The organism is Modestobacter sp. VKM Ac-2986 (genome assembly GCF_026967795.1).
Taxonomy (GTDB): Bacteria; Actinomycetota; Actinomycetes; order Mycobacteriales; family Geodermatophilaceae; genus Modestobacter.
This window is the reverse complement of the sequence record NZ_JAPVBH010000002.1, coordinates 681,839-708,351: the sequence shown is the minus strand read 5'-3', so window position 1 is coordinate 708,351 and position 26,513 is coordinate 681,839. Positions and strand designations below refer to the sequence as shown.

The following is a 26,513-nucleotide window of genomic DNA, read 5'->3' as shown; positions in this document are numbered from 1 at the left end:
GGCGCCGGGAGGTCCGCGACGGTGGTCAGCGGGGACGGTGCCCGGTGCAGGTGGTCTGGACCTACCCGGACCGGCGCGTTCGAGTCATGAACCGCGGGCAGTCATGCCGTGACGGACCGTCCCCGTTTGGCACTTGCTGTTGTGACGCTGACCACTTGACCCCGTGTGCATGTGGCCTTCGGCAGATCACGAAGTGATCACATCGTGTTTACATGGGCGCCGCCCCAGCACGACGCCGACGGAAGACAGGTGCATGGACCCGCAACATCTCGCCCGGCTCGACGACGACGGGACGGTGCGCCGTAGTGCTCCCGTCCAGGCCGGCGGCTCAGCTGTCGCCCCGTCGCCCGCGAGCCCCGAGGTGCCGGAGTCGGCGCCCGTCACCGCCCTCGTCCGCCGGCTCACCGGCCGGTCCCGCCGCCTGCGGGGGGCCTCCCCGCTGAGCGCCTCGACCACCTGCCCCGTGGGGGCCGGCCCCATCGACCGGTCTCTGCCGGCGAGTGCCGCGCTCCCGGGTCACGGCGACGCCTGGCCGCTCGCCCTCGACGTCGACGCGCTGCTCGCCGCCGGCGCGGCCCACCCGCAGCCCGTCGGCCGCGCCCCGGTCGCCGAGCTCACCGCCGAGCAGGTCGTGGCACGGCTGGCCACCGGTGGGCACCGCCGCCGCCGACGCACCCCGATGGGCCGCCCGCGGCTGGTCGTCACCGCGGCCTTGCTCGGCGTGGCCGGGCTGGCCCTCACCGCTGCCGGCAACCCGGTGGACGTCGCCCGCGCCGCTGACGCCGACCGGCCGACCAGTGTCGCCGCCGAGCTGGGCCTGCTGCAGGCCGAGCAGCCCGCGCTCACCGAGGACGTCGCCGCCTCCCGGCTACAGCAACTGCTGGCCAGCCGGGCCGAGCGCGAGGACGAGCAGGCCGCCGCTGCGCGGGTGCAGGCCGAGGCCGACCGGGTCGCCTCGGACGCAGCCGCCGCCGCAGCCGCGGCCGCGGCCGCCGCTGCCGCGGAGGCCGCGCGCCCCGACGCGGTGCTGCCCGTCCAGGGCGCCCGGCTCACCAGTGGGTTCGGCAACCGCTGGGGCACCCTGCACGCCGGCATCGACTTCGCCGCCCCGATCGGCACGCCCGAGTACGCGGTCATGGACGGCGTCGTCGTCCGGGCCGGCGCGGCCAGCGGCTTCGGCCTGGCCGTCTACGTCCAGCACGAGAACGGTGACGTCACCGTCTACGGCCACATGCAGGAGATCCTGGTGGCCGAGGGGCAGCGCGTGCGGGCCGGCGACACGATCGCGCTGCTGGGCAACCGCGGCCAGTCCACCGGGCCGCACCTGCACTTCGAGGTGCACGTGGGCGGCATCGACGGCACCCGCATCGACCCGCTGCCGTGGCTCCGCGAGCGCGGCGTCGCGATCTGATGAAGGACCCCCTCGCCCCCCACCGCTCGTGCCTCGCGGCGGGACCCTGCGAGGGGGCCTGACCCTCGCCCCCCACCGCTCGTGCCTCGCGGCGGGACCCTGCGAGGGGGCCTGACCCTCGCCCCCCACCGCTCGTCCCTCGCGGCGGGACCCTGCGAGGGGGCCTGACCCTCGCCCTCGCCAGCACCTCGCGCGACGGTCGCTCGCCGTCCCGGTCGGGGTGGTCGGCGTGGGGCGCCTGGCTTTCGGGTCTGACATGCGGCATCCTGCATGTCAGGACACTGGTCAGCGAGGGGGACGGCGATGGGGCACGACCACGGTGCGGCGCACCGTCACGGTGCCGAGCACGGCTCGGGCACCGTGTCGGCCGGGCACCGGAGGCGGCTGGCCGTCGTCCTCGCGCTGACCGGCAGCGTCTTCGTCGTCGAGGTCGTCGGCGCGCTGGTCTCGGGGTCGCTGGCGCTGCTGGCCGACGCCGCGCACATGGCGACGGACGCCCTGGGCATCGGCATGGCGCTGGGCGCGGTCACCCTGGCCCAGCGGCCCGCCCGCGGCCGGCGCACCTTCGGTCTGCAGCGGCTCGAGGTGCTCGCCGCCGTCGCCAACGGCCTGCTGCTGCTCGGCGTCGGGGTGTACGTGGTCGTCGAGGCCGTCCGGCGGATCGGCGACCCGCCCGACATCCACTCGGGCTGGATGCTCGGGGTGGCCCTCGTCGGCCTGGTCGTCAACGTCGGGTCGCTGGCACTGCTGCACGCCGGGCAGGGGGAGTCGTTGAACACCCGCGGCGCCTACCTGGAGGTCGTCGGCGACGCGCTCGGCTCGGTGGCGGTCATCGCCGCCGCCCTGGTCATCCTCACCACCGGCTGGACCGGCGCCGACGTCGTCGCCTCGCTGGCCGTGGGCGCGCTGGTCCTGCCGCGGGCCTGGTCGCTGCTGCGCGAGGCCCTCGACGTCCTGCTCGAGGCCGCGCCCCGCGGTGTCGACCTCGACGACGTCCGGGTGCACGTGCTCGCCGTCCCCGGCGTCCTGGGGGTGCACGACCTGCACGCCTGGACGATCACCTCGGGCCTGCCGGTGCTGTCGGCCCACGTCGTCGTGCACGACGACGTGCTCGCCGAGGGGCACGGTGGCCGGGTGCTCGACTCGCTGTCGGAGTGCCTGGGCGGCCACTTCGACCTCGCGCACTGCACCTTCCAGCTCGAGTCACCCGCGCACCGCAGCCACGAGTCACCCGTCCACGACTGACGGACCCCGCTGCCCCCACCTCTCGCAGGCTCGCGGCAGGGCCCTGCAGTGACGCCGCAACGACGGACGCCCGCCTCCCGGAGGGGAGACGGGCGTCCGGTGCGGGCCCCGGCGCGGGGCGAGGGGTCCTCCCTCAGCCGGCGTGCACCGGGGCGTCGGTCGGCAGGTCGTCCTTGGTGGCCTTGATCAGCACCGCGGAGACCACGGCGCCGATCAGCAGCAGCACGGCGGCCCAGGTGAAGGCGGTCGTGTAGCCGGCGACCTGCGCCTCCAGCGCGGCGGCCGGGTCCTGCTGGGTGGCCGGCCGGTCGGTCAGCGCCGCGGTGATGGCGCCCACCGACAGCGTGGCCAGCAGCGCCGTGCCGATGGAGGCACCGATCTGCTGCACCGCCTGCAGCACCGCGCTGGCGGCCCCGGCGTCGTGCTCCCCGATGCCCACCAGTGCCAGGTTCGACAGCGGCACGAACGTGAAGCCCAGGCCCAGGCCCAGCAGCAGCTGGCCGGGGAAGGGGATCGTCCAGAACGACGTCCCGACGTCCAGGAAGGACAGCACGAACAGCCCGCCGGCGGCGAGCAGGCCACCGAGCACCATCAGCGGCTTGGGCCCGATGCGGGGCACGAGCGCGCTGGCCGCACCGGCGGCGATGAGCACCCCGAGGGTGGTGGGCAGCGAGGCGAACCCGGTCGCCACCGGGGTGTAGCCGAGCACCTCCTGGAAGTACAGGCTCAGGAAGAAGAAGGACCCGATGAGCCCGGCACCGACCAGCGTGGAGGTCAGGTAGGCCCCGCCCCGGTTGCGGTCGAGCACCAGCCGCATCGGCAGCAGCGGGTTGCGCACCTTGAACTCCACGACGACGAACGCCGCCACCAGCAGCAGGCCGACGACGATGAACGTCAGCGCGGTGCCGTCGGTCCAGGCGTTCTCCTGCGGGTCCTCCTGCGAGGCCTGCGCGACCTTGGTGAACCCGTAGACCAGCGAGGCCAGGCCGACGGTGACGAGGACCGCGCCGGGCACGTCGTAGCTCGCGTCACCGGGGGCCCGGCTCTCCGGCACGACCCGGATGGCAGCCAGGACCGCGATGAGCGCGACCGGCACGTTGACCCAGAAGCACCAGCGCCAGTCGGCGTACTCGGTGAGCACCCCGCCCAGCAGCAGGCCCACCGCCGATCCACCACCGGCGATCGCGCCGTAGACGGCGAAGGCCTTGGCGCGCTCGGCGGCGTCGGTGAACAGGACCGTGATCAGCGCGAGCGAGGCCGGGCCGAGGAGTGCCCCGAAGGCACCCTGGAGGGCGCGGGCGGCGAACAGCATCTCCTCGTTGACCGCGAGGCCACCGAGGGCCGAGGCGAGGGCGAAGCCGACGGCGCCGACGAGGTAGGTGCGCTTGCGGCCCCAGAAGTCGGCGATCCGGCCACCGAGCAGCAGCAGCCCGCCGAAGGTCAGGGTGTAGGCGGTGACGATCCACTGCTGGTTCGCCGCCGTGATGGCCAGGTCGGTGGAGACCGCCGGCAGGGCGATGTTCACGATGGTCGCGTCGAGCACGATCATCAGCACCGTCACGGCGATGACGGCCAGCGCCAGCCACCGCTTCGGGTAGGGCTCGTCGCCCAGGACGGGGCCGGAGCCGGTGGACTTGGCGGCGGAACTGCTCACGTGGGGTCCTCGATCGTCGAACTGACGGCCGCGTTGTCGGCCGATGCCCGAAGGTAGCGGGCTGAGACGATGCACCGGTGTCGATTTCCGTGGTGTTCATCTCCGACACCCACCTGCCGAAGCGGGCGCGTGACCTGCCCGCGGAGCTGTGGCAGCGGATCGAGGACGCCGACGTCGTCGTGCACGCGGGGGACTGGGTCGACGTGGCGCTCCTGGACGAGCTCGAGCAGCGGTCCCGCCGGCTGGTCGGGGTGTACGGCAACAACGACCACGGTGCCCTGCGTGCGCGGCTGCCGGAGGTCGCCCGTGTGGAGCTGGCGGGCGTCCGCCTCGCCGTCGTCCACGAGACCGGCGACGCAGCTGGCCGGGAGCGGCGCTGTGCCGAGCGCTTCCCGGACACCGACGTGCTGGTCTTCGGCCACAGTCACATCCCCTGGGACACGACGGCCCCCGGCGGGCTGCGGCTGCTCAACCCCGGCTCGCCGACCGACCGGCGCAGGCAGCCGCACCCCACCTACCTGACCGGGGTCGTCGCGGAGGGCCGCCTCGGGGAGGTCACGCTGCACCGGCTGCCGGTGCGGACCCGATGACCCTGCCCGCGCTGCCCGCCGCCGCGGTCGCCGTCCTGGCCTGCCCGGTCTGCGGCCAGGGGCTCGCCGTCGACGGCGCCGGCCTGCGCTGCCCGGCGGGACACGCCTTCGACCGCGCGCGTCAGGGTCACGTGACGTTGCTCCCGGCCGGTGGCAGTCCGCACGCCGGTGACTCCGCGGCCATGGTCGCCGACCGCGCGGACTTCCTGGCCGCCGGCCACTACGCCGGGATCACGGCGGCACTGGCCGACGCGGTGCTCGCCGGCCCGCCGCCACGCACGCTGCTGGACCTCGGCGGTGGCACCGGCGCACACCTGGCGGGGGTCCTGGACCGGACGCCGGACGCGGTCGGGGTGGTGCTGGACGCCTCGCGTTACGCCGCCCGCCGGGCGGCGCGGGCGCACCCGCGGGCGATGGCGGTGGTCGCCGACTCCTGGGCGGGCTGGCCGGTGCGCAGCGCCGCCGTCGACCGGGTGCTGGTCGTGTTCGCGCCCCGCAACGGCGCGGAGACCGCGCGGGTGCTGGCGCCGGGAGGCCGGTTGGTCGTGGTGACCCCGGCGGTCGACCACCTCGCCGAGCTGGTGGGGCCGCTCGGGCTGCTCACCGTCGACCCGGCCAAGGCCGACCGGCTCTCGGCCGCACTGGAGCCGCACCTGGAGCCGGTGTCCACCGTCCCGTACCGGCAGGTGCTCTCCCTCGACCACGCCGCGGTGCGCACGCTGGTCGGGATGGGGCCGCACGCCCGGCACCTCGCCGAGGACGAGCTGGCCGCCCGGGTCGCCGGGCTGCCCGACACCGTCCCGGTCACCGTGGCCGTCGACGTCAGCACCTGGACGCCGGGTCCCGCCGGCGGCTGATCCGGACGTGCGACGAGGGCCCAGCCGGATCGGCTGGGCCCTCGTCGGTGGTGCGGTGCCCGCGGTGCGGGCGGCGCGTCAGCGGGTGACGCGGCGCTTGTTGCCGGTCGCGAAGACGTAGACCGCGAGCACCAGGATCGCGCCCAGGATCGAGGCCCACCAGCCGCCGGGACGGAACTCGAGGTTGCCGTTGGCGACCAGGTTGTAGATCGCGTTGCCGATCACCGAGCCGATGAGGCCCAGGACCAGCGTGGCGACGAGGCCGAGGTCCTGCTTGCCGGGGACCACGGCGCGGGCGATCAGTCCGGCGATGAAGCCGATGACGATCGTCAGAAGGATTCCACCAAGGCTCATGTGAGACCTCCTGTGCCTGACGGCCGTGGCCGTCGAGCGCTGGACTGTCCAGCGCAAGATCATCTGTGCCCTGGCCATGGGGCGTACAAACGCGTCGACCGTCACGACCCGGTCTCGGGACCGCCGGGTGCTCCGGTGGCTCCACGGCGGGCGCCGGGGCGCTGACCAGCGCGGGGAGGCAGACGGGTGGCATGCAACCGGGTCGTGTCCACGGCATGTCCGGCGAGGCGCGCCGAGTGCGCCGCACCGACTCCTCCACCCGCCGTGTCAAGCCCCGCAGGACCGTCTAAGCTCCGGGCGTGACGATCGCACCTGCCCCGATCGTGAGCCGGCCCAGCCCGGCACACGAGGCCGAGAAGGGCTCGCGGCTCCTCGGCCTGCTGCGCACGACGGACCACAAGACCATCGGCCTGATGTACACCACGGTGGCGTTCATCTGGTTCTTCGTCGGCGGGTTCATGGCCCTGCTGATGCGCGGTGAGCTGGCCCGCCCGGAGCTGCAGTTCCTCTCGCCCGAGCAGTACAACCAGCTGGTCACGATGCACGGCACGATCATGCTGCTGTTCTTCGCGACGCCGATGTTCTTCGCCTTCGCGAACCTCATCATGCCGCTCCAGCTCGGTGCGCCCGACGTCGCCTTCCCCCGGTTGAACGCCTTCTCCTTCTGGCTGTTCCTCTTCGGCTCGGCGATCGCCGTCTCCGGCTTCCTCACCCCGGGTGGGGCCGCCGACTTCGGCTGGTACGCCTACACCCCGCTGTCGACCGGGGCGCACAGCCCGGGTGCCGGCGGTGACCTGTGGATCAGCGGCCTGATCGTCAGCGGTCTGGGCACGATCCTCGGTGGCGTCAACTTCATCGCCACGATCGTCTGCCTGCGCGCCCCGGGTCTGACGATGTTCCGGATGTCGATCTTCACCTGGGCGGCGCTGGTCACCAGCATCCTGATCCTGCTGGCCTTCCCGATCCTGACCGCCGCGCTCTTCGCGCTGCTGGCCGATCGTCACCTCGGGGCCCAGGTCTTCACGCCGGAGAACGGCGGGCCGATGCTGTGGCAGCACCTCTTCTGGTTCTTCGGGCACCCCGAGGTCTACATCATCGCGCTGCCGTTCTTCGGCATCATCAGCGAGGTCATCCCGGTCTTCAGCCGCAAGCCGCTCTTCGGCTACAAAGGCATGATCTTCGCGCTGATCGGCATCACCGCCCTCTCGCTGGCCGTGTGGGCGCACCACATGTTCGCCACCGGTGCGGTCCTGCTGCCGTTCTTCAGCTTCCTGAGCTACATCATCGCCGTGCCGACCGGCATCAAGTTCTTCAACTGGATCGGCACCATGTGGCGCGGCCAGCTGACGTTCGAGACGCCGATGCTCTTCGCGGTGGGCTTCCTGATCACCTTCCTCCTGGGTGGGCTGACCGGCGTCCTGCTGGCGAGCCCGCCGCTGGACTGGCACGTCAACGACAGCTACTTCGTCGTGGCCCACTTCCACTACGTCGTCTTCGGCACCGTGGTGTTCGCCGCCTACTCGGGTCTGTACTTCTGGTTCCCGAAGATGTGCGGCCGGATGATGGACGAGAAGATCGGCAAGCTGCACTTCTGGCTGACCTTCATCGGCTTCCACGCCACGTTCCTCATCCAGCACTGGCTGGGCAACGAGGGCATGCCGCGTCGTTACGCCGACTACCTCGACATCGACGCGGGCGGCAACTTCACGACGATGCACACGGTCTCCACGATCGGGTCGTTCATCCTCGGCGCCTCGGTGATCCCCTTCGTCTACAACGTCGTCAAGTCGTGGAAGCACGGCCGGCTGGCGCTGCGAGACGACCCCTGGGGCCACGGCAACTCGCTGGAGTGGGCGACGTCCTCCCCGCCGCCGCGGCACAACTTCACCGAGATCCCGCGGATCCGCTCCGAGCGCCCGGCGTTCGAGCTGCACTACCCGCACCTGCGGGACCGTCTGGAGATGGAGGCCCACGCGGGCAAGGGCCACGGGCCCTACGCCGGCGAGGCCGGTCTCACCGGTGGCAGCCGTCAGGGCGCCAACGACAAGGACCCGACCTGAGTCGGATCACCACAGGAACGCCCCGTCGGCCACTGGCCGGCGGGGCGTTCCCGCGTCCGGGGGCCGGTCCCGACGCCCCGAGCGCGTCCCGCCCGGGGCACCGACCACCGCGCGGCGGGGTTCCGGCACGATGACGACGTGACCGACCGCGCCGCCGTCCCCGCGCCGACCGACCTCCCCGGAGGACCCGAGGTCGGGCCAGGGCCCGAGGGCGCGCTGCTGACCGTCACCGGCGCCGACCGCCCAGGGGTCACCGCGACGCTGTTCGCCGCGCTGGAGGCCCTGGGCGGTGAGGTCGTCGAGGTGGTCGACGTCGAGCAGGTCGTCGTGCACGGCCAGCTGGTGCTCGGCGTCGTGGTGCGCGGTCCGGGCGTCGCCGGCGGGGGAGCGCTGGCCGACCGGCTCGCTGCCACCGCCGCGGAGGTCGCGGCCGCGACCGGCCTGGCGGTGACCACCGAGCCCGCCACCGCCACCGAGCCGCCCGAGCGCGGCCCCCGCCACCACGTGACCGTCCTGGGCCGTCCCGTGCCACCGGCCGCCGTCGCCGGGGCGGCGCAGGCCATCGCCGAGGTCGGCGGCAACATCGAGGCCGTCCGTCGGCTGTCGGACTACCCGGTCACCAGCTTCGAGCTCACCGTCTCCGGGGCGGGCTCGACCCAGCTGCGCACCGCTCTGGGCGCCGTGGCCGCCCGGACCGGCACCGACGTCGCCGTCGAGCAGGCCGGGCTGGTCCGGCGGAGCAAGCGGCTGATCGTGCTGGACGTGGACTCCACGCTGGTCCGCGGCGAGGTCATCGACGAGCTCGCCGTCCGTGCCGGCCGAGCCGGCGAGGTCGCCGGGATCACCGCCGCGGCGATGAACGGTGAGCTGGACTTCGAGCAGTCGCTGCGCGCCCGGGTCGCCCTGCTGGCGGGCCTGCCCGTCGGGGTGCTGGACGAGGTGCGCGAGCAGCTGGTGCTCACCCCCGGCGCCCGCACGTTGATCCGCACCCTGCAGCGGCTGGGCTTCCGGTGCGGGATCGTCAGCGGCGGGTTCACCCAGATCACCGACCCGCTGGCCGCGGCGCTGGGGCTGGACTTCGCCGCCGCCAACACCCTCGAGGTCGCCGACGGGCGGCTGACCGGCGGGCTGGTCGGCGAGATCGTGGACCGGGCAGGGAAGGCGCGGGCGCTGGCCCGGTTCGCCGCCGAGCACGGCATCCCGCTGGAGCAGACGGTGGCGGTCGGCGACGGGGCCAACGACCTGGACATGCTGGCCGCCGCCGGGCTCGGCATCGCCTTCAACGCCAAGCCGGTGGTGCGCGAGCAGGCCAACGCCGCGCTCAACCAGCCCTACCTCGACGCCGTGCTGCAGGTGCTCGGCTTCACCCGCGACGAGGTCCTCGACGCCGGCTGAGGCTCAACCGGCCCGGGAGACCGTGCCCTCCAGTTCGACGCCGGCGGTGCGGAGCTGGTCGAGGGCCGCGGCGGTGGTGCCCTCGGCCACCCCGGCGGTGAGGTGCAGCAGGACCCGCGTGGACAGCCCGGCGCCGACGGCGTCCAGGGCGGTGGCCCGAACGCAGTGGTCGGTGGCGATCCCGACGACGTCGACGCTGTCCACGTCGTGGGCCCGCAGCCAGTCGGCCAGGCCCTGTCCGTCGTAGGAACCCTCGAAGCCGGAGTAGGCGGCTGCGTACTCGCCCTTGTCGAAGACCGCCTCGATCGGCCGCCGGTCCAGGTCGGAGTGGAGCTCCACCCCGGACGTGCCGACCACGCAGTGCGCCGGCCAGGTGTCGAGGAAGTCGGGGGCGGTGGAGAAGTGCGCCCCCGGGTCGACGTGGTGGTCGCGGGTGGCGACCACGTGGTCGTAACCGCCGGTGGCGGCGTGGGCGCTGATGGCCCGCGCCACCGCGGCGCCACCTCCGACCGCGAGGCTGCCGCCCTCGCAGAAGTCGTTCTGGACGTCGACGATCACCAGTGCGCGCGTCATCCGCCCATCCTGCCCGCTCACCACCCCACCCCGCGACCGTCGCGGTTCCTGAACTCGCCGAGCGCAGCGAGGTCGACCCCCTTGCAGGGCCCCGCCGCGAGTGGGAGGACCCCGTCCTCCTCGTCCCTCGCACGCTCGGGACGAGCCTCGCGACGGGGCCGGGGGTGAGGGGGTCCTCCCTCAGGCGGTGACCGTGTCGATGGCGGGCTCGCCCCGCGACAGCGACCACGCCTCGGTGGGCAGCGTGCCCCGCACCCGGGCGTGCAGCTCCCGGGCGGCGGCCAGCGTCTCGGCCGGGCTCCGCGGGTCGACCACCTCACCGGCCCGCACCAGCGGCACGAGCAGCTCGCGGTCGTGCGCCGCGGCGGCCACCGGCCCGGCGCTGACCACCTCGGCGGTGGCCGTCCCGTCCGCGGCGTGCCGGCGGACGGCGGTCTTGCGCCCGCCCACCGAGCGCTTGCCCTCGGAGTTCTTCGCCACCGGCACGCCGTCCCGCTCGACGAGCTTGTAGACCATCCCGACGGTGGGGGAGCCCGAGCCGGTGACCAGCGAGGTGCCCACCCCGTACCCGTCGACGGGGGCGGCGGCCAGGGCGGCGATGGCGTACTCGTCCAGGTCGCTGGTGACGATGACCCGGGTGCCGGTGTTGCCCAGGGAGTCCAGCAGTGCGCGCGCCCGGGTGGCCTCGATCGCCAGGTCGCCGGAGTCCAGCCGTACGGCCCCCAGCTCCGGGCCGGCGACCTCGACCGCCGTCCGGATGCCCTGCTCGGTGTCGTAGGTGTCGACCAGCAGCGTCGTCCCGGTGCCCAGGGTGGCCAGCTGGGCGCGGAAGGCCGCGGCCTCGTCGTCGTGCAGCAGGGTGAAGGCGTGCGCACTCGTGCCGGTGGTGGGGATGCCGTACCGGGCGCCGGCGGCCAGGTTCGACGTCGCGGAGAAGCCGACCAGCGCGGCGGCCCGGGCCGAGGCGACGGCGGCCTCCTCGTGGGTGCGCCGGGAGCCCATCTCGATGCACGGGCGGCCGGCGGCGGCACCGATCATGCGGGCGCCGGCCGCGGCGATCGCGCTGTCGTGGTTCAGGACCGACAGCGCGAGGGTCTCCAGCAGCACGGCCTGGCCGAACGGGGCGCGCACGGTGAGCACGGGGGAGCCGGGGAAGTAGAGGTCGCCCTCGGCGTAGCCGTCGACGTCGCCGGTGAAGCGGAAGCCGGCCAGGTGGTCGAGCAGTCGCGGGTCGTCGATGCCCTGCGCGGTCAGCGCGGCCAGCTCGTCCTCGCCGAACCGGAAGTGCGGGAGGGCCTCCAGGAACCGTCCGGTCCCGGCCAGCACGCCGTAGCGGCGGCCGTGCGGGAGGCGGCGGGCGAAGACCTCGAACACGCAGTCGCGGTCGGCGGTGCCGTCGGCGAGCGCGGCCGCCAGCATGGTCAGCTCGTAGCGGTCGGTGAGGAGCGCGGGGCTGAGCGGGCTCGGCGACATGGACGCAGACGATAGGTGCCCACCGTCCGCGCCGCCCCGGGGGAGGCGTCCTACAGTGATCACGTGGCCGGACCGCTCGCGCCGGTGTGGACGCCGGAGACCGTCAGCCGGGAGGAGTCCGACCTCGACCGCCCGTGGGTGACCGTGGTCTGGGACGACCCGGTGAACCTCATGACCTACGTGACCTTCGTGCTGCAGGAGCTGTTCGGCTACGACGAGGCCACGGCCACGAAGCTGATGCTGCAGGTGCACCACGAGGGCCGGGCCGTGGTCAGCTCCGGCCCGCGGGAGCGCATGGAGCACGACACCAGCCGGTTGCACGCCTACGGCCTGTGGGCCACCTACCAGAAGGACGCCTGAGATGCGGCCGTTCCGCCGCAAGGGCGACGTGCTGGTGGCCAAGCTGGTGGCCGCCGAGGTGGACATCGTGAGCCTGCTGCTCGACCAGCTCGAGCAGCTGCTGGCCGCCGATCCCGACGACACCGGCGGCGACCCGGTCGTCGAGCGGCTGCTGCCGCCGGGGCACGTGGGCGACCCGGAGATGGCCGCGGACTACCGCGACCTGACCGAGGCCGGGCTGCGCAGCGGCAAGGCCGACGACCTGGCCATGGTGCGGGCCACCCTGCCCTTCGAGGGCGGGGAGGTGCGGCTGGACGCCGACCAGGCGCGGGCCTGGCTGCGCACCACCAACGACCTGCGGCTGGCGCTGGGCACCCGGCTGGAGATCACCGCCGAGACCGAGCCGCCGGACGACCCCGCCGGCGAGGAGGGCTCCCAGCTGGCCGTCTACTACTGGCTCACCGCCGTGCAGGGCTCGCTGATCGACGCGCTGGTCGCCGGCCGCGGCGGCCGACGGTGAGCAGCACCAGGCTCGCGACGAGCAGGTCGGCGACGAAGAAGACGTAGACCAGGCTCGGCAGCGTCCGCTCCCGGACGATCCCGCCGATGCAGGCCAGCAGGGTGACCACCGACAGCACCAGCAGCAACAGCAGGCCGAGCAGCCGGCCGGTCACCAGCAGCGCCAGCTCCACCCGGTCGGCGCGCTCGTGGACGCTGGACCTCCCGAGCCGGTGCCGCACCCGGGTCGCGCCCAGGACGAGGGCCGGCACCGGCAGCAGGAGCACGCCCGCCACCATCAGCGCCTCGACCACCACGGGACCCGACGCTAGCGCCCCGGGGCGTGCGACGCGGCCTCCCCGGGTGTGGCCTCACCCCTGGGGGAGGGGGACCGGCGGGGCCCCCGGCCCGGCGGCCTAGACTGAGCCCGTGCTGCGCATCGACCGCGCGACCTACGACGCCATCGTGGCCCACTCGCGCCGGGACCACCCGGACGAGGCCTGTGGCGTCGTCGCCGGGCCCGAGGGCAGCGACCGGCCCGAGCGGCACATCCCGATGCTGAACGCGGCGCGCTCGCCCACGTTCTACGAGTTCGACAGCGCCGACCTGCTGCGGCTCTACCGCGACATGGACGACCGGGACGAGGTCCCCGTGGTCGTCTACCACTCGCACACCGCCACCGAGGCCTACCCCTCGCGCACCGACGTCAGCTACGCGTCCGAGCCCGAGGCGCACTACGTGCTGGTCTCGACCCGTGAGCACGGTGCGCAGACCGGCCTGGCCGGTGACGACGTCGAGTTCCGGAGCTTCCGGATCGTCGACGGTCAGGTCACCGAGGAGGACGTCGACGTCGTCGAGTCCTACCTGTTCGGCCACTCGCCGACCACCGTCGTCTACGAGTGACGCAGCCCTCCTGCAGCTGCAGGAGGGCTCAGGCGACCGGCGGAATCACCGGTCGCGGACCGGCGTTCCCCCGGACAGTCGTCACACCCGCGCGCGCTGCGCGTGCACACCCCCACCCCGCGAGAAGGAGCTCTCCCGCCATGGCCATCCAGGTCCGCATCCCGACCATCCTGCGCACCCACACCGGCGGCAACAAGACCGTCGAGGGCTCCGGCGCCACCCTCGGCGCCCTGGTCGACGACATCGACACGCAGCACCCCGGGATCAAGAACCGCCTGGTCACCGAGGAGGGCAAGCTGCACCGCTTCGTCAACGTCTACGTCAACGACGAGGACGTGCGCTTCACCGGTGCCCTCGACACCGCCGTCAAGGACGGCGACTCGGTGACGATCCTCCCCGCGGTCGCCGGCGGCTGCTGACCGGGCCTCCCCACCCGGCACCCACTCCCCAGGAGACCCGTTCATGGCCCGCTTCGCCTCCCTCGTCGACTCGCTCGGCAACACCCCGCTGGTGGGTCTGCCGTCGCTGTCGCCCACCCCTGACGTGCGGCTGTGGGCCAAGCTCGAGGACCACAACCCCACCGGCTCCATCAAGGACCGGGCCGCCATCGCGATGATCGACGCGGCGGAGAAGGAGGGGCGGCTGTCGCCGGGCAGCACCATCCTGGAGCCCACCAGCGGCAACACCGGCATCTCCCTGGCCATGGTCGCCCGCCAGCGCGGCTACCAGCTGATCTGCGTCATGCCGGAGAACACCTCGATCGAGCGGCGTCAGCTGCTGGAGATGTACGGCGCGCAGATCATCAGCTCCCCGGCCGCCGGCGGCAGCAACCAGGCCGTAGCGGTCGCCAAGGGCCTGGCCGCCGAGCACGAGGACTGGGTGATGCTGTACCAGTACGGCAACCCGGCCAACGCCGAGGCGCACTACACCGGCACCGGCCCGGAGATCCTGGCCGACATGCCCTCGATCACCCACTTCGTCGCGGGCCTGGGCACCACCGGCACCCTCATGGGGGTCTCCCGGTACCTGCGGGAGCACAAGCCCGAGGTCCAGGTGATCGCCGCGGAGCCGCGCTACGGCGAGCTCGTCTACGGGCTGCGGAACATCGACGAGGGCTTCATCCCCGAGCTCTACGACGCCGACCTGCTCGACTCGCGCTTCTCGGTCGGCCCGGACGACGCGATCCACCGCACCCGCCAGCTGGTGGAGCGCGAGGGCATCTTCGCCGGGATCTCGACCGGGGCGATCCTGCACGCCGCGCTGGGCATCGCGGACAAGGAGGTCGCGGCCGGCCGCAAGGCCGACATCGTCTTCATCGTCTGCGACGGCGGGTGGAAGTACCTCTCCACCGGCGCCTACGCCGGCACCCTCGACGAGGCCTCGGCCGCGCTCGAGGGCCAGCTGTGGGCCTGATGGGCGACCACTTCCTCCCCGCCCGGGGGCTGCTGTTCGACAACGACGGCGTGCTGGTCGACTCCGAGGTCAGCGTCGTGCGGTCGTGGACCCGCTGGGCGATGGAGAACGACCTGGACCCGGTCGAGGTGATGCTCGCCGTCCCCGGTCGCCGGGCCGCCGACACCGTCGCCCTGTTCCTGGGCGCCGACGCGGTGCCCGCGGCGGTCGCCCACATCACCCGCCTGGAGCTGGAGGACGTCGGCAGCACGACCGCCGTCCCCGGGGTGCTGGAGCTGGTCCCGCAGCTGGACGGCGTCCCGTGGGCGGTCGTCACGTCCGGGGTGCGCGACCTGGCCGGCGCCCGGCTGACCGCCGCCGGCGTCCCGCTGCCCGAGGTCCTGGTCACCGCCGAGGACGTCACGGCCGGCAAGCCGCACCCCGAGCCCTACCTGACCGGCGCCTCCCGGCTTGGCCTGCCGCCGACGGACCTCGTCGTCCTGGAGGACAGCCCCAGCGGCGTGGCCGCCGGGCTCGCCGCCGGCTGCGCGGTGCTCGGCATCGGCGAGCTCGCGCTGGACACGGCGGCGACCGCGGTGGTCCGCGACCTGACCGGGGTCCGCTGGACCGGCACGGGCCTGCTGCTGCCCGCCGCCACGCTGCTCCGCGGCTGAGCGGACCGTCGTACCGGCTCGCTAGCCTGGCGGGCGAGATGAACAGCCACGGGACGACGGCAGGGGCGGACGCGCCCATCGGGATCTTCGACTCCGGGGTCGGCGGGCTGACCGTCGCCCGGGCGGTGCTCGACCAGCTGCCGCACGAGTCGATCCGCTACGTCGGAGACACCGCGCACAGCCCCTACGGGCCGTTGCCGATCGCCGAGGTCCGCCGGCACTCCCTCGCCGTGATGGACGACCTCGTCGCCGCCGGGGTGAAGATGCTGGTCATCGCCTGCAACTCCGCCAGCGCCGCCTGCCTGGGCGACGCCCGCGAGCGCTACGACGTGCCGGTCGTGGAGGTGGTGCTGCCGGCGGTGCGCCGCGCGACCGCGGCCACCCGCACGGGGCGGATCGGGGTGATCGGGACGACCGCGACGATCACCAGCGGCGCCTACACCGACGCCTTCGCCGCCGCCCCGCAGGTCACGGTCACCAGCGCCGCCTGCCCCAGTTTCGTCGACTTCGTCGAGCGCGGGACCACCAGCGGCCGGCAGCTCGTCGGGCTGGCGCAGTCCTACCTGGACCCGCTGCTGGCCGCCGACGTCGACACCGTCGTGCTGGGCTGCACGCACTACCCGCTGCTCACCGGCGTGCTGTCGCTGGTGCTGGGGGAGGGCGTCACGCTGGTCTCCAGCGCCGAGGAGACGGCCAAGGACGTCTACCGCGTGCTCACCCGCACCGACCTGCTCCGCGACCCCGACGGGCCACCGCCGGTGCACCGGTTCCTGGCCACCGGCGACCCCGAGCCCTTCGCCCGGCTGGGCCGCCGCTTCCTCGGCCCCGAGGTCGACGAGGTGCTGCGCGCCGGACAGGGGGCGGCGGCGTGAGGCTCACCGTGATCGGCTGCTCGGGCAGCGCGCCGGGTCCGGCGTCACCGGCCTCCTGCTACCTGGTCGAGCACGAGGAGTTCGCCCTCCTGCTCGACCTGGGCAACGGCGCCTTCGGGGCCCTGCAGGGCGTGCTCGACCCGGCGATGGTCGACGCCGTCTACCTCAGCCACCTGCACGCCGACCACTGCCTGGACGTCGCACCGTTCATCGTCTGGCACCGCTACTCGGGGCGCTCCGACGGCCGCACGGTGCCGCTCTACGCACCCGTGGGCGCCGACCGCCGGCTGGCGACCGCCTACGACCCCGACGGCGGGTCGATCGACGACGTGTTCGGCGTGACCGCGATCGGCGCGGGCCGCTGGACCCTCGGCCCCTTCCAGGTCACCACCGCGCGCACCCAGCACCCCGTCGAGTGCTACGCGGTGCGGCTGGAGGCCGGTGGCCGATCCCTGGTCTACACCGGCGACACCGGCCCGAGCGCGGAGGTCGTCGAGCTGGCCCGCGGCGCCGACGTGCTCCTGTCCGAGGCCGCGCACCCCGACGTCCCGGGCCTGCCCGACGGGCTGCACCTGACCGGCCGCCAGGCCGGCGAGCACGCCGCCGCGGCGGGGGTGGGCCGGCTGCTGGTCACCCACGTCCCGGCCTGGGTGGACGCCGACGCCCAGCTGGCCGCGGCCCGCGCCGTCTTCCCGGCCAGCGAGCTCGCCCGGCACGCCGGCGTCTACGACGTGTGAGGCGGACGGTGATCAGTCGGAGGACCCCCTCGTAGGGGCCCGAGGGCCGGACTGCAGGTTGCCGAGCACCCGCGGGCACGGCACCGTCAGCGCATGGCCACCGAGGAGGAACGGGACGGCGTCCGGTTGAGCAGCCTGGACTCCCCGCTGGGCGACGGGCTGGAGGTCACCAAGCGCGACCTGGTCGACCACCTCGACGCCTTCGCCGACCGGTTGGTGCCGTTGCTGTCCGGCCGTCCGCTGACGGTGAAGCGGGTGCGGCCCGGTGCTGCGGCCTTCATCCAGCGCGACGTGCCCAAGGGCGCCCCCGAGTGGGTGCGCACCGTGCCCACGTGGAGCGACCGCGCGCACCGCGAGGTGCACCAGGTGCTGTGCGAGGACCGTCGCACCCTGCTGTGGCTGGCCAACCAGCGGGCCGTGGAGCTGCACGTGCCGTTCGGCCGGGTCGGTGAGGAGCAGCCCACCGGGCTGGTCCTCGACCTCGACCCACCCGAGGACGGCGACTTCGCCGGGGTCGTGGCGACCGCGCTGCTGGCCCGCCGCGCGCTGGCCGACGCCGGGCTGGCGGGGGCGGTGAAGACCAGCGGCTCCACCGGCCTGCACGTCGTCGTCCCGGTGCACGGCTCGCCGGTCGAGGACGTCGCCGCCGCCACCCGGGCGCTGGCCGCCCGCACCGCGGCGCTGGACCCGGAGCTGGCCACCACCGCCTACGTCGTCGCCGAGCGGGGCGGGCGGGTGTTCGTCGACTCCACCCGGTCCGGGCGCGGGACGATCGCGGTCGCCTACAGCCCGCGGGTGCGCCCCGGCCTGCCGGTGTCGGCCCCGGTGACCTGGGCCGAGCTGGCCGACTGGGACGACGCGTCGGGGGTCCGGCCCGGTGACGTCACCGTGGCCGGCGCGGCGGAGCGCTTCGCCGGCCGGGACCCGTGGGCCGACGCGCAGCCCGAGCCGCAGGAGCTGCCCGCCGACCTGGTCGCCGAGGGCCACACGATCCCGGTCGCCCGGGTGGCGGCGATGCACGAGGGCAAGCGGCGGGCCCGCGCCGCCCGGGAGGCCGGTGCGTGAACCGGCCTCCCGGGGACGAGCTCAGGCGCTGACCTCGCGGCCGTCCTCGCCCCACATCGTGTGGAACGCGCCCTCCTTGTCCACGCGCTGGTAGGTGTGTGCCCCGAAGAGGTCGCGCAGCCCCTGGATCAGCGAGGCCGGCAGCCGCTCGGCGCGCAGCCCGTCGTAGTAGGACAGCGCGCTGGCGAAGCCGGGCACCGGGACGCCGTGGCGCGCCGCCCCGGCGACGACCTGGCGCCAGCCCTCCTGGCCCACGCTCACCGCATCGCGGAAGTACGCATTGGTGAGCAGCGTGGTGACGTCGGGCTCGTCGGTGAACACCTGGGCGATCCGGTCGAGGAAGTCGGCCCGGATGATGCAGCCGCCGCGCCAGATCCGGGCCAGCGCGGCCCGGTCGATGTCCCAGCCGTACTGGTCGGCGCCCTGGGTGATCTGGTCGAACCCCTGGGCGTAGGCGACCACCTTGGAGGCGTACAGCGCCTGGCGCACCGACTCGACGAAGGCGTCCCGGTCCGCGACCTGCTCGTCCCACTCCCGGTCCGGCCCGGGGAGGACCTGCTGCGCGGCCCGCCGCTGCTCGCGGTGCCCGGACAGCGCGCGGGCGAAGACCGCCTCGGCGATGCCGCTGACCGGCACGCCCAGGTCCAGCGCGGACTGCACGGTCCAGCGGCCGGTGCCCTTCTGCTCGGCCTCGTCGACCACGACGTCGACGAACGGGCGGCCGGTCTCGGCGTCGGTGTGCCGCAGCACCTGGGCGGTGATCTCGATCAGGTAGCTGGAGAGGTCGCCGGTGTTCCAGTCGGCGAACACGTCACCGATCTCGGCCGGGCTCATGCCCAGCCCTTGGCGGAGCAGGTCGTAGGCCTCGGCGATGAGCTGCATGTCGGCGTACTCGATGCCGTTGTGCACCATCTTCACGAAGTGCCCGGCGCCGCTCTCGCCGACGTGGGTGCAGCACGGCTCACCGTCGACGACGGCCGCGATCGACTCCAGCAGCGGGCCGACCAGCTCGTAGGCCTCCGCGGAGCCGCCGGGCATGATGCTCGGGCCGTTGAGCGCGCCCTCCTCGCCGCCGCTGATGCCGGTGCCCACGAAGTGCAGGCCCTGGGCCGACAGCGCCTCCGTGCGCCGGACCGTGTCGGTGAACAGGGCGTTGCCGCCGTCCATCAGCACGTCGCCCTCCTCCAGCAGCGGGGCGATCTCGTCGATGACGGCGTCGGTCGGGGCGCCGGCCTTGACCATGATGATGATCTTGCGCGGCCGCTGCAGGGTCTGGACGAAGTCGGCCACGGAGCCGGTCGGGACGAAGTCGCCCTCGCTGCCGTGCGCCTCGACCAGGGCGTCGGTGCGGGCCTGGCTGCGGTTGTGGAGCACGACCTGGTGGCCGTGCCGGGCGAGGTTGCGGGCGAGGTTGGCGCCCATGACGGCGAGTCCGGTGACGCCGATCTGATCACTCATGCCCCGACCCTGCCCGACCCGCCGCCGTCCTGCCAGGGTCTGCCGCGCCCAGGGACGACCAGGACCCCCACCGGCCCCGGCCCCGCTGCAGGGGCCCGCCGCGAGGAACGACTGGCGGGGGGCAGCGGGGTCCTTGTTCAGGCGATCCCGAGGTCGCGCATCAGCTTGGCGACGTGGCCGGTGGCCTTGACGTTGTAGGCGGCCTTCTCGACCAGGCCCTCGGCGTCGACGATGAACGTCGACCGGATGACCCCGACGACCTCCTTGCCGTAGAGCTTCTTCGGGCCGTAGGCGCCGTAGGCGGTGAGCACCGTCTTGTCCGGGTCGGAGACGAGGGTGATGTGCAGCCCCTCCTTCTCCGTGAAGCTGCGCAGCTTGTCGGGGGCGTCGGGGGAGATGCCGATGATGTCCAGCCCGGCCTCGGCGAGGTCGCCGGCGGCGGCGGTGAAGTCGACGGCCTGCGTGGTGCAGCCCGGGGTCAGCGCCGCCGGGTAGCAGTAGACGATGACGCGCCGGCCCCGGTAGGAGGCCAGCGAGACGGGCGTGCCGTCGGCGTCGGGCAGGCTGAACTCCGGCGCCCGGTCACCGGGCGCGAGGCGGACGGGGGCGACGCTCGTCTCGGTCATGGCCGCATCTTCCCGCATCCCCGCCGCGGGGGCCGGACCGGCTGGTCAGCCCGCCAGGAAGCTGAAGCGCACGTGCCGGGTCGGGTTGTCGATGTTGGTGTCGACGAAGCAGATCCGCTGCCAGGTGCCCAGGGTCATCCGGCCCTCCAGGACCGGCACCGTGGCGTGCGGCGGCACGAAGGCCGGCAGCACGTGGTCGCGGCCGTGGCCGGCGGCGCCGTGCCGGTGACGCCAGCGGTCGTCGCGGGGGAGCAGCTGGTCGAGCTGGGCCAGCAGGTCGTCGTCGCTGCCGGCGCCGGTCTCGATGATCGCGATGCCGGCGGTGGCGTGCGGGACGAACACCTGCAGCAGCCCGTCGCCCTCGCCGCGGACGAACTCCGCGCACTCGTCGGTCAGGTCGACCACCGAGGGCACGCCCCCGGTGCGGACGGCTCGCAGCTCCGATCGCATGGCAGGAGCCTCGCAGAGGCACCCGCTGTGCGCTCGTGGTCGTGTCCCGGCCCGGGAGGCGACCACCGGCGTACAACGGCGGAGCGGGTCGCGGTCGCCGCCGGCACTACCCTCGGACGGCGTGACCCGCCCCGACGGCCGCAGTGCCGACCAGCTCCGCCCGGTGACCATCACCCGCAACTGGCTCGACCACGCCGAGGGCTCGGTGCTGGTCGAGTTCGGCCGCACCCGCGTGCTCTGCGCGGCCAGCGTCACCGAGGGCGTGCCGCGCTGGCGCAAGGGCTCGGGCCTGGGCTGGGTCACCGCCGAGTACTCGATGCTGCCGCGGGCCACCCACACCCGCAACGACCGCGAGTCGGTCAAGGGCAAGGTCGGCGGCCGCACCCACGAGATCAGCCGGCTCATCGGCCGCTCGCTGCGGGCCAGCATCGACCTGTCCGCACTGGGGGAGAACAGCATCGCGCTGGACTGCGACGTCCTGCAGGCCGACGGCGGCACCCGCACCGCGGCGATCACCGGTGCCTACGTGGCGCTGGCCGACGCCGTGTCCTGGCTGGGGGAGCGGAAGAAGCTGGCCCGCCCGACGGCGATCACCCAGTCGGTCGCCGCGATCAGCGTCGGCGTCATCGACGGCGAGCCGCGGCTGGACCTCGCCTATGAGGAGGACGTGCGCGCCGGCACCGACATGAACGTCGTGTGCACCGCCGACGGCACCTTCGTCGAGGTCCAGGGGACGGCGGAGGGCGCGGTCTTCGACCGGCCCACCCTCGACCGGCTGCTCGACCTCGCCGTGGCCGGGTGCGCCGAGCTGACCGTGCTGCAGCAGCAGGCCCTCTCGGCATGAGCCGGCTGCTGCTCGCCACCCGGAACGCCGGCAAGCTCGCCGAGCTGCAGCGGCTGCTGACCACCGCCGTCCCCGGGGTCGAGGTGCTGGGCCTGCGCGACGTCGCGGAGTACCCGGAAGCCCCGGAGACCGGCGCGACGTTCGAGGACAACGCCCTGCTCAAGGCCCGCGAGGCGGTCCGGTACACGGGCCTGCCCGCGGTGGCCGACGACTCCGGCATCGCCGTCGACGCGCTCAACGGCATGCCCGGCGTGCTGTCCGCGCGCTGGTCGGGCCGGCACGGCGACGACCCGGCCAACACCGCTCTGCTGCTGGGGCAGCTCGCCGACGTGCCCGAGGAGCGGCGCGGTGCGGCGTTCGTCTGCGCCGCGGCGCTGGTGACCCCCGACGGGTTCGAGCACGTGCTGCGCGCGGAGTGGCGCGGCCGGGTGATCGGCGAGGGCCGGGGCACCCACGGCTTCGGCTACGACCCGGTCTTCGTCCCCGACGGGCTGGAGCTGACCTCGGCGGAGCTGTCGCCGGAGGAGAAGGACGCGCGCAGCCACCGCGGCCAGGCGTTCACCGCGCTGCTGCCGGTGGTCGCCGAGGTGCTCGGGGGGCGCTGACCCCATCGCCGGGCCGCCGGCACGTCCCGGGCCCCGGAAACCGGTTGACCGGGGTCCGATCCTGGCGAGGTGCGGCTGACCTTCCGGCGGATGACCGACCGGCGTCCGGTGGAGACCCGGGTTGAGCGGGACGACGGCGTCGTCTTCGAGATGCGCGGCGCCGGGGGCGGCGCCGACCTGCCGCACGACCTGGTGCACGCGCTGGTGGAGCAGGAGCTGCAGGTGCCCGACGGCATCTGGGGCTGTGTCGCCGACGGCGTGGTGTGGCACAGCATGCGGCACGTCACGGGCCGCCAGCCGCCACACGCGGCGGAGCGGTCGGCGGCGCTGAAGCGTGAGCGGGGGAGCCGCATCCAGCAGGCGGAGCAGCTGGCCGACGTGGTCGGCCGGCTGGCCCGGGGCGCGGAGGTGCTCCCGGCCGAGGTCGCCGGGTCCGGGCACCCAGCGGCGCGGCTGGACGCGGCAGCGGCGGCGCTGCGGGTGGCGCAGCGGTCCTGGGCGGCGTTGCCGCCGGGGGAGACGCTGGTGCTCGAGTGGGCGGGTCCCGGCCGGCGGTCCCGGCGCCAGGGCCCCTGACCCGCCGGGCGCCCGGCGGGTCGGGGCGGCACAGTGACGGCATGCGGGTGACGGCGGACGGCGTCCGCGAGCTCCGGTTCGACGACGGGAGCCCGGTGACGGCCGCCTCGGCGATCGCGCCGCTGGGCGGGGGCTGGCTGGTGGCCCAGGACGACGCCACCTCCGCCGCCTGGGTGCGCCCGGACGGCGTGCGCCCCGTGCGGCTGCTCCCGCCGGTGGAGGGGCACGACCGGTTCGCCGAGGCGGCCGGGACCAAGCACCTCAAGCCCGACCTGGAGGTGGCCTGCCCGGCCGAGGTCGACGGCGAGCCGGCCGTGCTGCTGCTCGGCTCGGGCTCCACGCCCCAGCGGATGCGCGGGGTGCTGGTCCGGCTGGTGGACGGCGAGCCGGTGGTCGCCGCCGCGGAGCTGGGCCCGCTGTACGCACGGGTCGCCGCGGTCCTGGGCACGCCGATGGACCAGCTGAACCTGGAGGGCGCCAGTCGCTCAGCCGGCACGGTGCGCTGGTTCCAGCGCGGCAACCTGGCCGCCGGCGTGCCCTCGGCCGGCGTCGACGTCCCGCTGGACGCGCTGGTCGACGCCGTCCTCGGGGTCACCGACCCTGCCGGGGTCCCGGTCACCGCCCCCGGTGTGCTCGACCTGGGCGAGGTGGCCGGCGTGGGCCTGGCCGTCACCGACGCGGTGGCGCTGCCCGACGGGCGGCTGCTGCTCAGCGCGGCGGCGGAGGACACCCCGAACGCCGTGGACGACGGCCCGGTCGTGGCCGCGGCCCTCGTGCTCGTCGACGGGACGACCGTGCAGTCCGTCGTCCCGCTGCCCGAGGTGGCCGGCCGGGTCCTGAAGGTCGAGGGGCTGGCGCTGCGCTCCGCCGGTGCCGGGCGTGCCGACCTGCTGGCCGTGGTCGACGCCGACGACCCGGACGCCCCGTCGGTGCTGCTGGAGCTCGGCGTCGACCTCGGCTGAGTGCGAGAGGCGGGAGTCGAACCCGCACGCCCGAGGGCACCAGGACCTAAACCTGGCGTGGCTGCCGTTACACCACTCCCGCGTGAGCCAGGAGTCTAGGAGGGCAGGGCGCCCCGGTCGTCCTGGCCGGGGCAGGACGGTCGACGGGACGTGAACGCCGTGGAACAGATGAGCATTTTGTTCCGCCAGACCGTTGACCCGTCCCCGGGCACCTGGTTACGGTCCGATCACGCACCGACGTGAGGCAGCTCACCGGACGGACGCCAGCGGCGGTGCGCGCAGGTCCCTTCCCCCCGCCGTGGTGCAGCAGCGCCCACGGCTCCCGAGAGGACGACGATGCACCTCCCACGTCCCCTGGCGAGCACGCTCACCGTGCTCTCCGTGGCGCTGGCCACGCTCCTCACCGCGCCCGGCACCGCCAGTGCCGATCCCTCCTGGTGGCGGGGTCCCGCCCCGACCCAGGCCAGCGTCAGCGCCACGACCGGCCCCTTCGCCACCACGTCCACGACCGTGTCGGACCTGTCGACCCGCGGCTTCGGCGCAGCGACGATCTACTACCCGACCTCCACCACCCAGGGCACGTTCGGGGGCGTGGCGATCGCGCCCGGCTACACCGCTGCCCGGTCCAGCGTCGCGTGGCTCGGCCCGCGGATCGCCTCGCAGGGCTTCGTGGTCATCGTGTTCGACACCAACTCCCGCTACGACCAGCCGGCCGCGCGCGGCGACCAGCTGCTGGCGGCGCTGGACCACCTGACCACGGTCAGCTCGGTGCGCAGCCGGGTCGACCCCGACCGGCTGGCGGTCATCGGCCACTCGATGGGCGGCGGTGGCACCCTGGAGGCGGCCAAGGACCGGCCCACCCTGGACGCGGCCATCCCGCTGACCGGCTGGAACACCGACAAGAGCTGGCCGGAGGTCCGCACCCCCACCCTGGTGATCGGCGCGGAGGAGGACACCGTCGCGCCGGTGGACAGCCACTCCATCCCGTTCTACGAGTCGCTGACCAACGCCCCGGAGCGGGCGTACGTGGAGCTGAACAACGCCAGCCACTTCGCCCCGAACAGTGCGAACACCACGATCGCCGCCCAGTCGATCGCCTGGCTCAAGCGGTGGGTCGACGCCGACACCCGGTACAGCCAGTTCCTGTGCCCCGGCCCCAGCGTCACGCTGACCGGCCCGGTCTCCGACAGCCGGTCCACCTGCCCGGTGTGACCGCACGTCGCTGAGGGGGGCGGTCGCCGTGGGGACACGGCGGCCGCCCTCCGCCACGTCCGGCCCTGGCACGCCGAGGACCGGGAGGTGGCCGGTCCTCGCCTACGCTCCCCGCCGTGATCGCGCCCCCGGAGGAGGTCGTCCGCGCCGCCGCGCACACGCTGCTGCGCGGTGAGCGCCTGGACACCTCGACGCTCGCCGCGGAGCTGGGGATCTCCCGGGTGACGCTGTTCCGGCGGGTGGGCAACCGGGACGCGATCCTGGGCGAGGCGCTCTGGGTGCTGGCGCGGGGGGCGCTCCTGATCGCCACCGAGGTGCACGACGCCCGGCCGCCGGACGCCACGCCACCGAGCCGGATGCGCTCGCTGGAGATCGCCGAGGAGCACCGGCACCTGGTGAGCCTGGCCCCGGCGCTGAAGCGGCTCCTCGAGGAGGAGCCCACGACCACGCTGCGCATCGTCACCGATCCGGGGGGCCGGGTGCAGCCGCGGCTGGTCGAGGCCTACACCGACCTGTTCCAGCGGGACGTCGACGAGCTCGGGCTGGTGCCGCTCGTGCCGCTGCCGGTCCTGGCCCTCGCCGTCGTCCGGCTGGGGGAGTCGTTCCTGTACTCCGACGTCCTGGTGTCCCGGGCCCCGGACCTGGCGGCGGCGACCACCGTCCTGGACGCGCTGGTGACCGGCGTGCTCGGGCTCCCCTCCCCCTGACGGGTGTCCCCGTCGCGCGGGAGGGGGAGTGCGGAGGCGGCCGATCGGCCGAGGCGGCCGGCATCTGGCAGGCTGTCGCCCGTGCCACGCAGCCCCGAGCAGATCCAGCAGGAGATCGACGCCGCCCGAGAGTCCCTCGGGTCGACGTTGGACGAGCTGGCGTACCGCACCAACCCGACCCGGCTGAAGGCGCAGGGCAAGGCCAAGGCGCAGGCCTTCCTCGCCAGCCCGACCGGCATCGCCGTCGAGAGCGCCCTCGGCCTGGTCGTCACCCTCGTGGTGACCACCAAGGTCGTCCGCCGCGTCCGCAACCGCCGGCGGGCGAAGGTCGTGGTCGGGCACACCCGCCGGCGCTGACCGCCTCCCGGCACCCCTGCCCGCCGCGTGCGGGAGGGGGTGTCCGGTCGCGGGCCCACGCGGCCCGCACGCGGCGTCCGGCGGGGGCACACTCGGGGCCGTGAGGCACCCGACACCCGATCCCGCAGGTCCCGGCCAGGAGTCCGTCTGGGACTATCCCCGCCCACCGTCGGCGCAGGTGACCGGCCGCCGTGTCGAGGTCACCGCCGGCGGGCAGGTCGTCGCCACCACCGACCGCGCGGTGCGCGTCTGCGAGACCAGTCACCCGCCGGTCTACTACGTGCCCCGGGACGACGTCGTCCCCGGCGTCCTGGAGCGCGGCAACGGCTCCTCGTGGTGCGAGTTCAAGGGGCAGGCCACCTACTGGGACCTCGTCGTCGACGGTGTCCGCCACCCCTCGGTCGCCTGGTCCTACGAGCGGCCCTCGCCCGGCTACGAGCACCTGGCCGGTGCGGTCGCCTTCTACCCGAGCAGGGTCGACGGCGCGACGGTCGACGGGGAGCCGGTGCGCGCCCAGGCCGGGGACTTCTACGGCGGCTGGATCACCGCCGACGTGGTGGGCCCGTTCAAGGGGGAGCCCGGCACCCGCGGCTGGTGACCGGGGTGCTGGCCCGGCGGGGGCGG

31 protein-coding genes and 1 tRNA gene are annotated in these 26,513 nt (G+C 74.3%); 23 read left to right on the top strand and 9 right to left on the bottom strand.

The window, feature by feature from the left end; translation table 11 throughout:
* Positions 1-253: 253 nt before the first annotated feature.
* Both O2W14_RS07655 and O2W14_RS07650 read left to right on the top strand, forming a co-directional pair.
* Positions 254-1,411, top strand: coding sequence for a M23 family metallopeptidase (locus O2W14_RS07655; RefSeq protein ID WP_269175471.1), 1,158 nt, complete (start codon positions 254-256; stop codon positions 1,409-1,411).
* 303 nt (positions 1,412-1,714) lie between these two features.
* A complete protein-coding gene (locus O2W14_RS07650) occupies positions 1,715-2,656 on the top strand; it encodes a cation diffusion facilitator family transporter (RefSeq protein WP_269175470.1) in 942 nt (313 codons plus the stop codon).
* A gap of 133 nt (positions 2,657-2,789) precedes the next feature.
* On the opposite strand, the gene O2W14_RS07645 is transcribed toward O2W14_RS07650, so the two are convergent.
* A complete protein-coding gene (locus O2W14_RS07645; RefSeq protein WP_269175469.1) occupies positions 2,790-4,310 on the bottom strand; it encodes an MFS transporter in 1,521 nt (506 codons plus the stop codon).
* A gap of 77 nt (positions 4,311-4,387) precedes the next feature.
* On the opposite strand from O2W14_RS07645, the gene O2W14_RS07640 reads away from it, so the two are divergent.
* A complete protein-coding gene (locus O2W14_RS07640; protein ID WP_269175468.1) occupies positions 4,388-4,900 on the top strand; it encodes a metallophosphoesterase family protein in 513 nt (170 codons plus the stop codon).
* Positions 4,897-5,757 (top strand): putative RNA methyltransferase, encoded by an 861-nt coding sequence (locus O2W14_RS07635; protein ID WP_269175467.1) that lies wholly within the window; start codon positions 4,897-4,899, stop codon positions 5,755-5,757. Before O2W14_RS07640 ends, O2W14_RS07635 begins: the two co-directional genes overlap by 4 nt.
* 78 nt (positions 5,758-5,835) lie before the next feature.
* On the opposite strand, the gene O2W14_RS07630 is transcribed toward O2W14_RS07635, so the two are convergent.
* Positions 5,836-6,111, bottom strand: a complete 276-nt coding sequence (locus O2W14_RS07630) for a GlsB/YeaQ/YmgE family stress response membrane protein (RefSeq protein ID WP_269175466.1) — start codon at positions 6,109-6,111, stop codon at positions 5,836-5,838.
* Between the two features lie 299 nt (positions 6,112-6,410).
* On the opposite strand from O2W14_RS07630, the gene ctaD reads away from it, so the two are divergent.
* On the top strand, positions 6,411-8,171 hold the full coding sequence (ctaD, locus tag O2W14_RS07625; RefSeq protein WP_269175465.1) for an aa3-type cytochrome oxidase subunit I: 1,761 nt from the start codon (positions 6,411-6,413) through the stop codon (positions 8,169-8,171).
* Between the two features lie 138 nt (positions 8,172-8,309).
* Positions 8,310-9,566, top strand: coding sequence for a phosphoserine phosphatase SerB (serB, locus tag O2W14_RS07620; protein ID WP_269175464.1), 1,257 nt, complete (start codon positions 8,310-8,312; stop codon positions 9,564-9,566).
* 3 nt (positions 9,567-9,569) lie between these two features.
* Here serB and O2W14_RS07615 read toward each other — a convergent pair whose 3' ends face one another.
* On the bottom strand, positions 9,570-10,139 hold the full coding sequence (locus tag O2W14_RS07615) for an isochorismatase family protein (protein WP_269175463.1): 570 nt from the start codon (positions 10,137-10,139) through the stop codon (positions 9,570-9,572).
* 180 nt (positions 10,140-10,319) lie between these two features.
* Positions 10,320-11,612: a nicotinate phosphoribosyltransferase gene (locus O2W14_RS07610; protein WP_269175462.1), complete on the bottom strand. Its 1,293-nt coding sequence runs from the start codon at positions 11,610-11,612 to the stop codon at positions 10,320-10,322.
* Positions 11,613-11,675: 63 nt separating this feature from the next.
* On the opposite strand from O2W14_RS07610, the gene clpS reads away from it, so the two are divergent.
* Entirely contained in the window at positions 11,676-11,972 is a 297-nt protein-coding gene (gene clpS, locus O2W14_RS07605) for an ATP-dependent Clp protease adapter ClpS (RefSeq protein ID WP_163610883.1), read from the top strand.
* 1 nt (position 11,973) lies between these two features.
* Entirely contained in the window at positions 11,974-12,471 is a 498-nt protein-coding gene (locus O2W14_RS07600; RefSeq protein WP_269175461.1) for a DUF2017 family protein, read from the top strand.
* On the opposite strand, the gene O2W14_RS07595 is transcribed toward O2W14_RS07600, so the two are convergent.
* Positions 12,410-12,766, bottom strand: a complete 357-nt coding sequence (locus O2W14_RS07595; RefSeq protein WP_269175460.1) for a hypothetical protein — start codon at positions 12,764-12,766, stop codon at positions 12,410-12,412. The genes O2W14_RS07600 and O2W14_RS07595 overlap by 62 nt on opposite strands.
* Before the next feature lie 112 nt (positions 12,767-12,878).
* On the opposite strand from O2W14_RS07595, the gene O2W14_RS07590 reads away from it, so the two are divergent.
* From O2W14_RS07590 to O2W14_RS07560, 7 genes are all read left to right on the top strand, one after another.
* Positions 12,879-13,352, top strand: coding sequence for a M67 family metallopeptidase (locus O2W14_RS07590; protein WP_269175459.1), 474 nt, complete (start codon positions 12,879-12,881; stop codon positions 13,350-13,352).
* 140 nt (positions 13,353-13,492) lie between these two features.
* Complete coding sequence (locus O2W14_RS07585; RefSeq protein WP_237493593.1) at positions 13,493-13,771, top strand: MoaD/ThiS family protein; 279 nt, start codon at positions 13,493-13,495, stop codon at positions 13,769-13,771.
* Between the two features lie 43 nt (positions 13,772-13,814).
* Positions 13,815-14,765 (top strand): PLP-dependent cysteine synthase family protein, encoded by a 951-nt coding sequence (locus O2W14_RS07580; RefSeq protein ID WP_269175458.1) that lies wholly within the window; start codon positions 13,815-13,817, stop codon positions 14,763-14,765.
* On the top strand, positions 14,765-15,418 hold the full coding sequence (locus O2W14_RS07575; protein WP_269175457.1) for an HAD-IA family hydrolase: 654 nt from the start codon (positions 14,765-14,767) through the stop codon (positions 15,416-15,418). The genes O2W14_RS07580 and O2W14_RS07575 overlap by 1 nt, the downstream gene beginning before the upstream one ends.
* Before the next feature lie 38 nt (positions 15,419-15,456).
* Positions 15,457-16,290, top strand: coding sequence for a glutamate racemase (gene murI / locus O2W14_RS07570; protein WP_269175456.1), 834 nt, complete (start codon positions 15,457-15,459; stop codon positions 16,288-16,290).
* Complete coding sequence (locus O2W14_RS07565; RefSeq protein WP_269175455.1) at positions 16,287-17,027, top strand: MBL fold metallo-hydrolase; 741 nt, start codon at positions 16,287-16,289, stop codon at positions 17,025-17,027. The genes murI and O2W14_RS07565 overlap by 4 nt, the downstream gene beginning before the upstream one ends.
* A gap of 93 nt (positions 17,028-17,120) precedes the next feature.
* Positions 17,121-18,092: a DNA polymerase domain-containing protein gene (locus O2W14_RS07560; protein WP_269175454.1), complete on the top strand. Its 972-nt coding sequence runs from the start codon at positions 17,121-17,123 to the stop codon at positions 18,090-18,092.
* Positions 18,093-18,113: 21 nt separating this feature from the next.
* Here the strand turns inward: O2W14_RS07560 and gndA are convergent, their stop codons facing one another.
* From gndA to O2W14_RS07545, 3 genes are all read right to left on the bottom strand, one after another.
* Positions 18,114-19,550 (bottom strand): NADP-dependent phosphogluconate dehydrogenase, encoded by a 1,437-nt coding sequence (gene gndA / locus O2W14_RS07555; protein ID WP_269175453.1) that lies wholly within the window; start codon positions 19,548-19,550, stop codon positions 18,114-18,116.
* 137 nt (positions 19,551-19,687) lie between these two features.
* Entirely contained in the window at positions 19,688-20,176 is a 489-nt protein-coding gene (gene bcp / locus O2W14_RS07550; protein ID WP_269175452.1) for a thioredoxin-dependent thiol peroxidase, read from the bottom strand.
* A gap of 45 nt (positions 20,177-20,221) precedes the next feature.
* Positions 20,222-20,626, bottom strand: a complete 405-nt coding sequence (locus tag O2W14_RS07545; protein WP_269175451.1) for a YjbQ family protein — start codon at positions 20,624-20,626, stop codon at positions 20,222-20,224.
* 121 nt (positions 20,627-20,747) lie between these two features.
* On the opposite strand from O2W14_RS07545, the gene rph reads away from it, so the two are divergent.
* From rph to O2W14_RS07525, 4 genes are all read left to right on the top strand, one after another.
* Positions 20,748-21,470: a ribonuclease PH gene (rph, locus tag O2W14_RS07540; protein ID WP_269175450.1), complete on the top strand. Its 723-nt coding sequence runs from the start codon at positions 20,748-20,750 to the stop codon at positions 21,468-21,470.
* Positions 21,467-22,075, top strand: a complete 609-nt coding sequence (rdgB, locus tag O2W14_RS07535) for an RdgB/HAM1 family non-canonical purine NTP pyrophosphatase (protein WP_269175449.1) — start codon at positions 21,467-21,469, stop codon at positions 22,073-22,075. The genes rph and rdgB overlap by 4 nt, the downstream gene beginning before the upstream one ends.
* 69 nt (positions 22,076-22,144) lie before the next feature.
* Positions 22,145-22,651 (top strand): hypothetical protein, encoded by a 507-nt coding sequence (locus tag O2W14_RS07530; RefSeq protein WP_269175448.1) that lies wholly within the window; start codon positions 22,145-22,147, stop codon positions 22,649-22,651.
* A gap of 41 nt (positions 22,652-22,692) precedes the next feature.
* Positions 22,693-23,613, top strand: coding sequence for a DUF6910 family protein (locus O2W14_RS07525; RefSeq protein ID WP_269175447.1), 921 nt, complete (start codon positions 22,693-22,695; stop codon positions 23,611-23,613).
* A 1-nt stretch (position 23,614) separates the two neighbouring features.
* On the opposite strand, the gene O2W14_RS07520 is transcribed toward O2W14_RS07525, so the two are convergent.
* A tRNA-Leu gene (locus O2W14_RS07520) sits at positions 23,615-23,695 on the bottom strand.
* 254 nt (positions 23,696-23,949) lie between these two features.
* On the opposite strand from O2W14_RS07520, the gene O2W14_RS07515 reads away from it, so the two are divergent.
* The 4 genes from O2W14_RS07515 (at position 23,950) to O2W14_RS07500 (ending at position 26,487) form a co-directional block, all read left to right on the top strand.
* Positions 23,950-24,825 (top strand): alpha/beta hydrolase family protein, encoded by an 876-nt coding sequence (locus O2W14_RS07515; RefSeq protein ID WP_269175446.1) that lies wholly within the window; start codon positions 23,950-23,952, stop codon positions 24,823-24,825.
* Between the two features lie 116 nt (positions 24,826-24,941).
* Positions 24,942-25,532, top strand: coding sequence for a QsdR family transcriptional regulator (locus tag O2W14_RS07510; protein WP_269175445.1), 591 nt, complete (start codon positions 24,942-24,944; stop codon positions 25,530-25,532).
* 81 nt (positions 25,533-25,613) lie between these two features.
* Positions 25,614-25,889, top strand: a complete 276-nt coding sequence (locus tag O2W14_RS07505; RefSeq protein ID WP_269175444.1) for a DUF3618 domain-containing protein — start codon at positions 25,614-25,616, stop codon at positions 25,887-25,889.
* A gap of 178 nt (positions 25,890-26,067) precedes the next feature.
* Positions 26,068-26,487 (top strand): DUF427 domain-containing protein, encoded by a 420-nt coding sequence (locus tag O2W14_RS07500; RefSeq protein ID WP_269175443.1) that lies wholly within the window; start codon positions 26,068-26,070, stop codon positions 26,485-26,487.
* Positions 26,488-26,513: the final 26 nt, after the last annotated feature.

Coding starts and splice junctions, on each gene's coding strand:
- O2W14_RS07655 (WP_269175471.1), top strand. CDS start 254: ATGGACCCGCAACATCTCGCCCGGCTCGACGACGACGGGACGGTGCGC.
- O2W14_RS07650 (WP_269175470.1), top strand. CDS start 1,715: ATGGGGCACGACCACGGTGCGGCGCACCGTCACGGTGCCGAGCACGGC.
- O2W14_RS07635 (WP_269175467.1), top strand. CDS start 4,897: ATGACCCTGCCCGCGCTGCCCGCCGCCGCGGTCGCCGTCCTGGCCTGC.
- O2W14_RS07630 (WP_269175466.1), bottom strand. CDS start 6,111: ATGAGCCTTGGTGGAATCCTTCTGACGATCGTCATCGGCTTCATCGCC.
- O2W14_RS07615 (WP_269175463.1), bottom strand. CDS start 10,139: ATGACGCGCGCACTGGTGATCGTCGACGTCCAGAACGACTTCTGCGAG.
- O2W14_RS07610 (WP_269175462.1), bottom strand. CDS start 11,612: ATGTCGCCGAGCCCGCTCAGCCCCGCGCTCCTCACCGACCGCTACGAG.
- O2W14_RS07600 (WP_269175461.1), top strand. CDS start 11,974: ATGCGGCCGTTCCGCCGCAAGGGCGACGTGCTGGTGGCCAAGCTGGTG.
- O2W14_RS07585 (WP_237493593.1), top strand. CDS start 13,493: ATGGCCATCCAGGTCCGCATCCCGACCATCCTGCGCACCCACACCGGC.
- O2W14_RS07580 (WP_269175458.1), top strand. CDS start 13,815: ATGGCCCGCTTCGCCTCCCTCGTCGACTCGCTCGGCAACACCCCGCTG.
- O2W14_RS07575 (WP_269175457.1), top strand. CDS start 14,765: ATGGGCGACCACTTCCTCCCCGCCCGGGGGCTGCTGTTCGACAACGAC.
- murI (WP_269175456.1), top strand. CDS start 15,457: ATGAACAGCCACGGGACGACGGCAGGGGCGGACGCGCCCATCGGGATC.
- O2W14_RS07560 (WP_269175454.1), top strand. CDS start 17,121: ATGGCCACCGAGGAGGAACGGGACGGCGTCCGGTTGAGCAGCCTGGAC.
- gndA (WP_269175453.1), bottom strand. CDS start 19,550: ATGAGTGATCAGATCGGCGTCACCGGACTCGCCGTCATGGGCGCCAAC.
- bcp (WP_269175452.1), bottom strand. CDS start 20,176: ATGACCGAGACGAGCGTCGCCCCCGTCCGCCTCGCGCCCGGTGACCGG.
- O2W14_RS07545 (WP_269175451.1), bottom strand. CDS start 20,626: ATGCGATCGGAGCTGCGAGCCGTCCGCACCGGGGGCGTGCCCTCGGTG.
- rdgB (WP_269175449.1), top strand. CDS start 21,467: ATGAGCCGGCTGCTGCTCGCCACCCGGAACGCCGGCAAGCTCGCCGAG.
- O2W14_RS07525 (WP_269175447.1), top strand. CDS start 22,693: ATGCGGGTGACGGCGGACGGCGTCCGCGAGCTCCGGTTCGACGACGGG.
- O2W14_RS07515 (WP_269175446.1), top strand. CDS start 23,950: ATGCACCTCCCACGTCCCCTGGCGAGCACGCTCACCGTGCTCTCCGTG.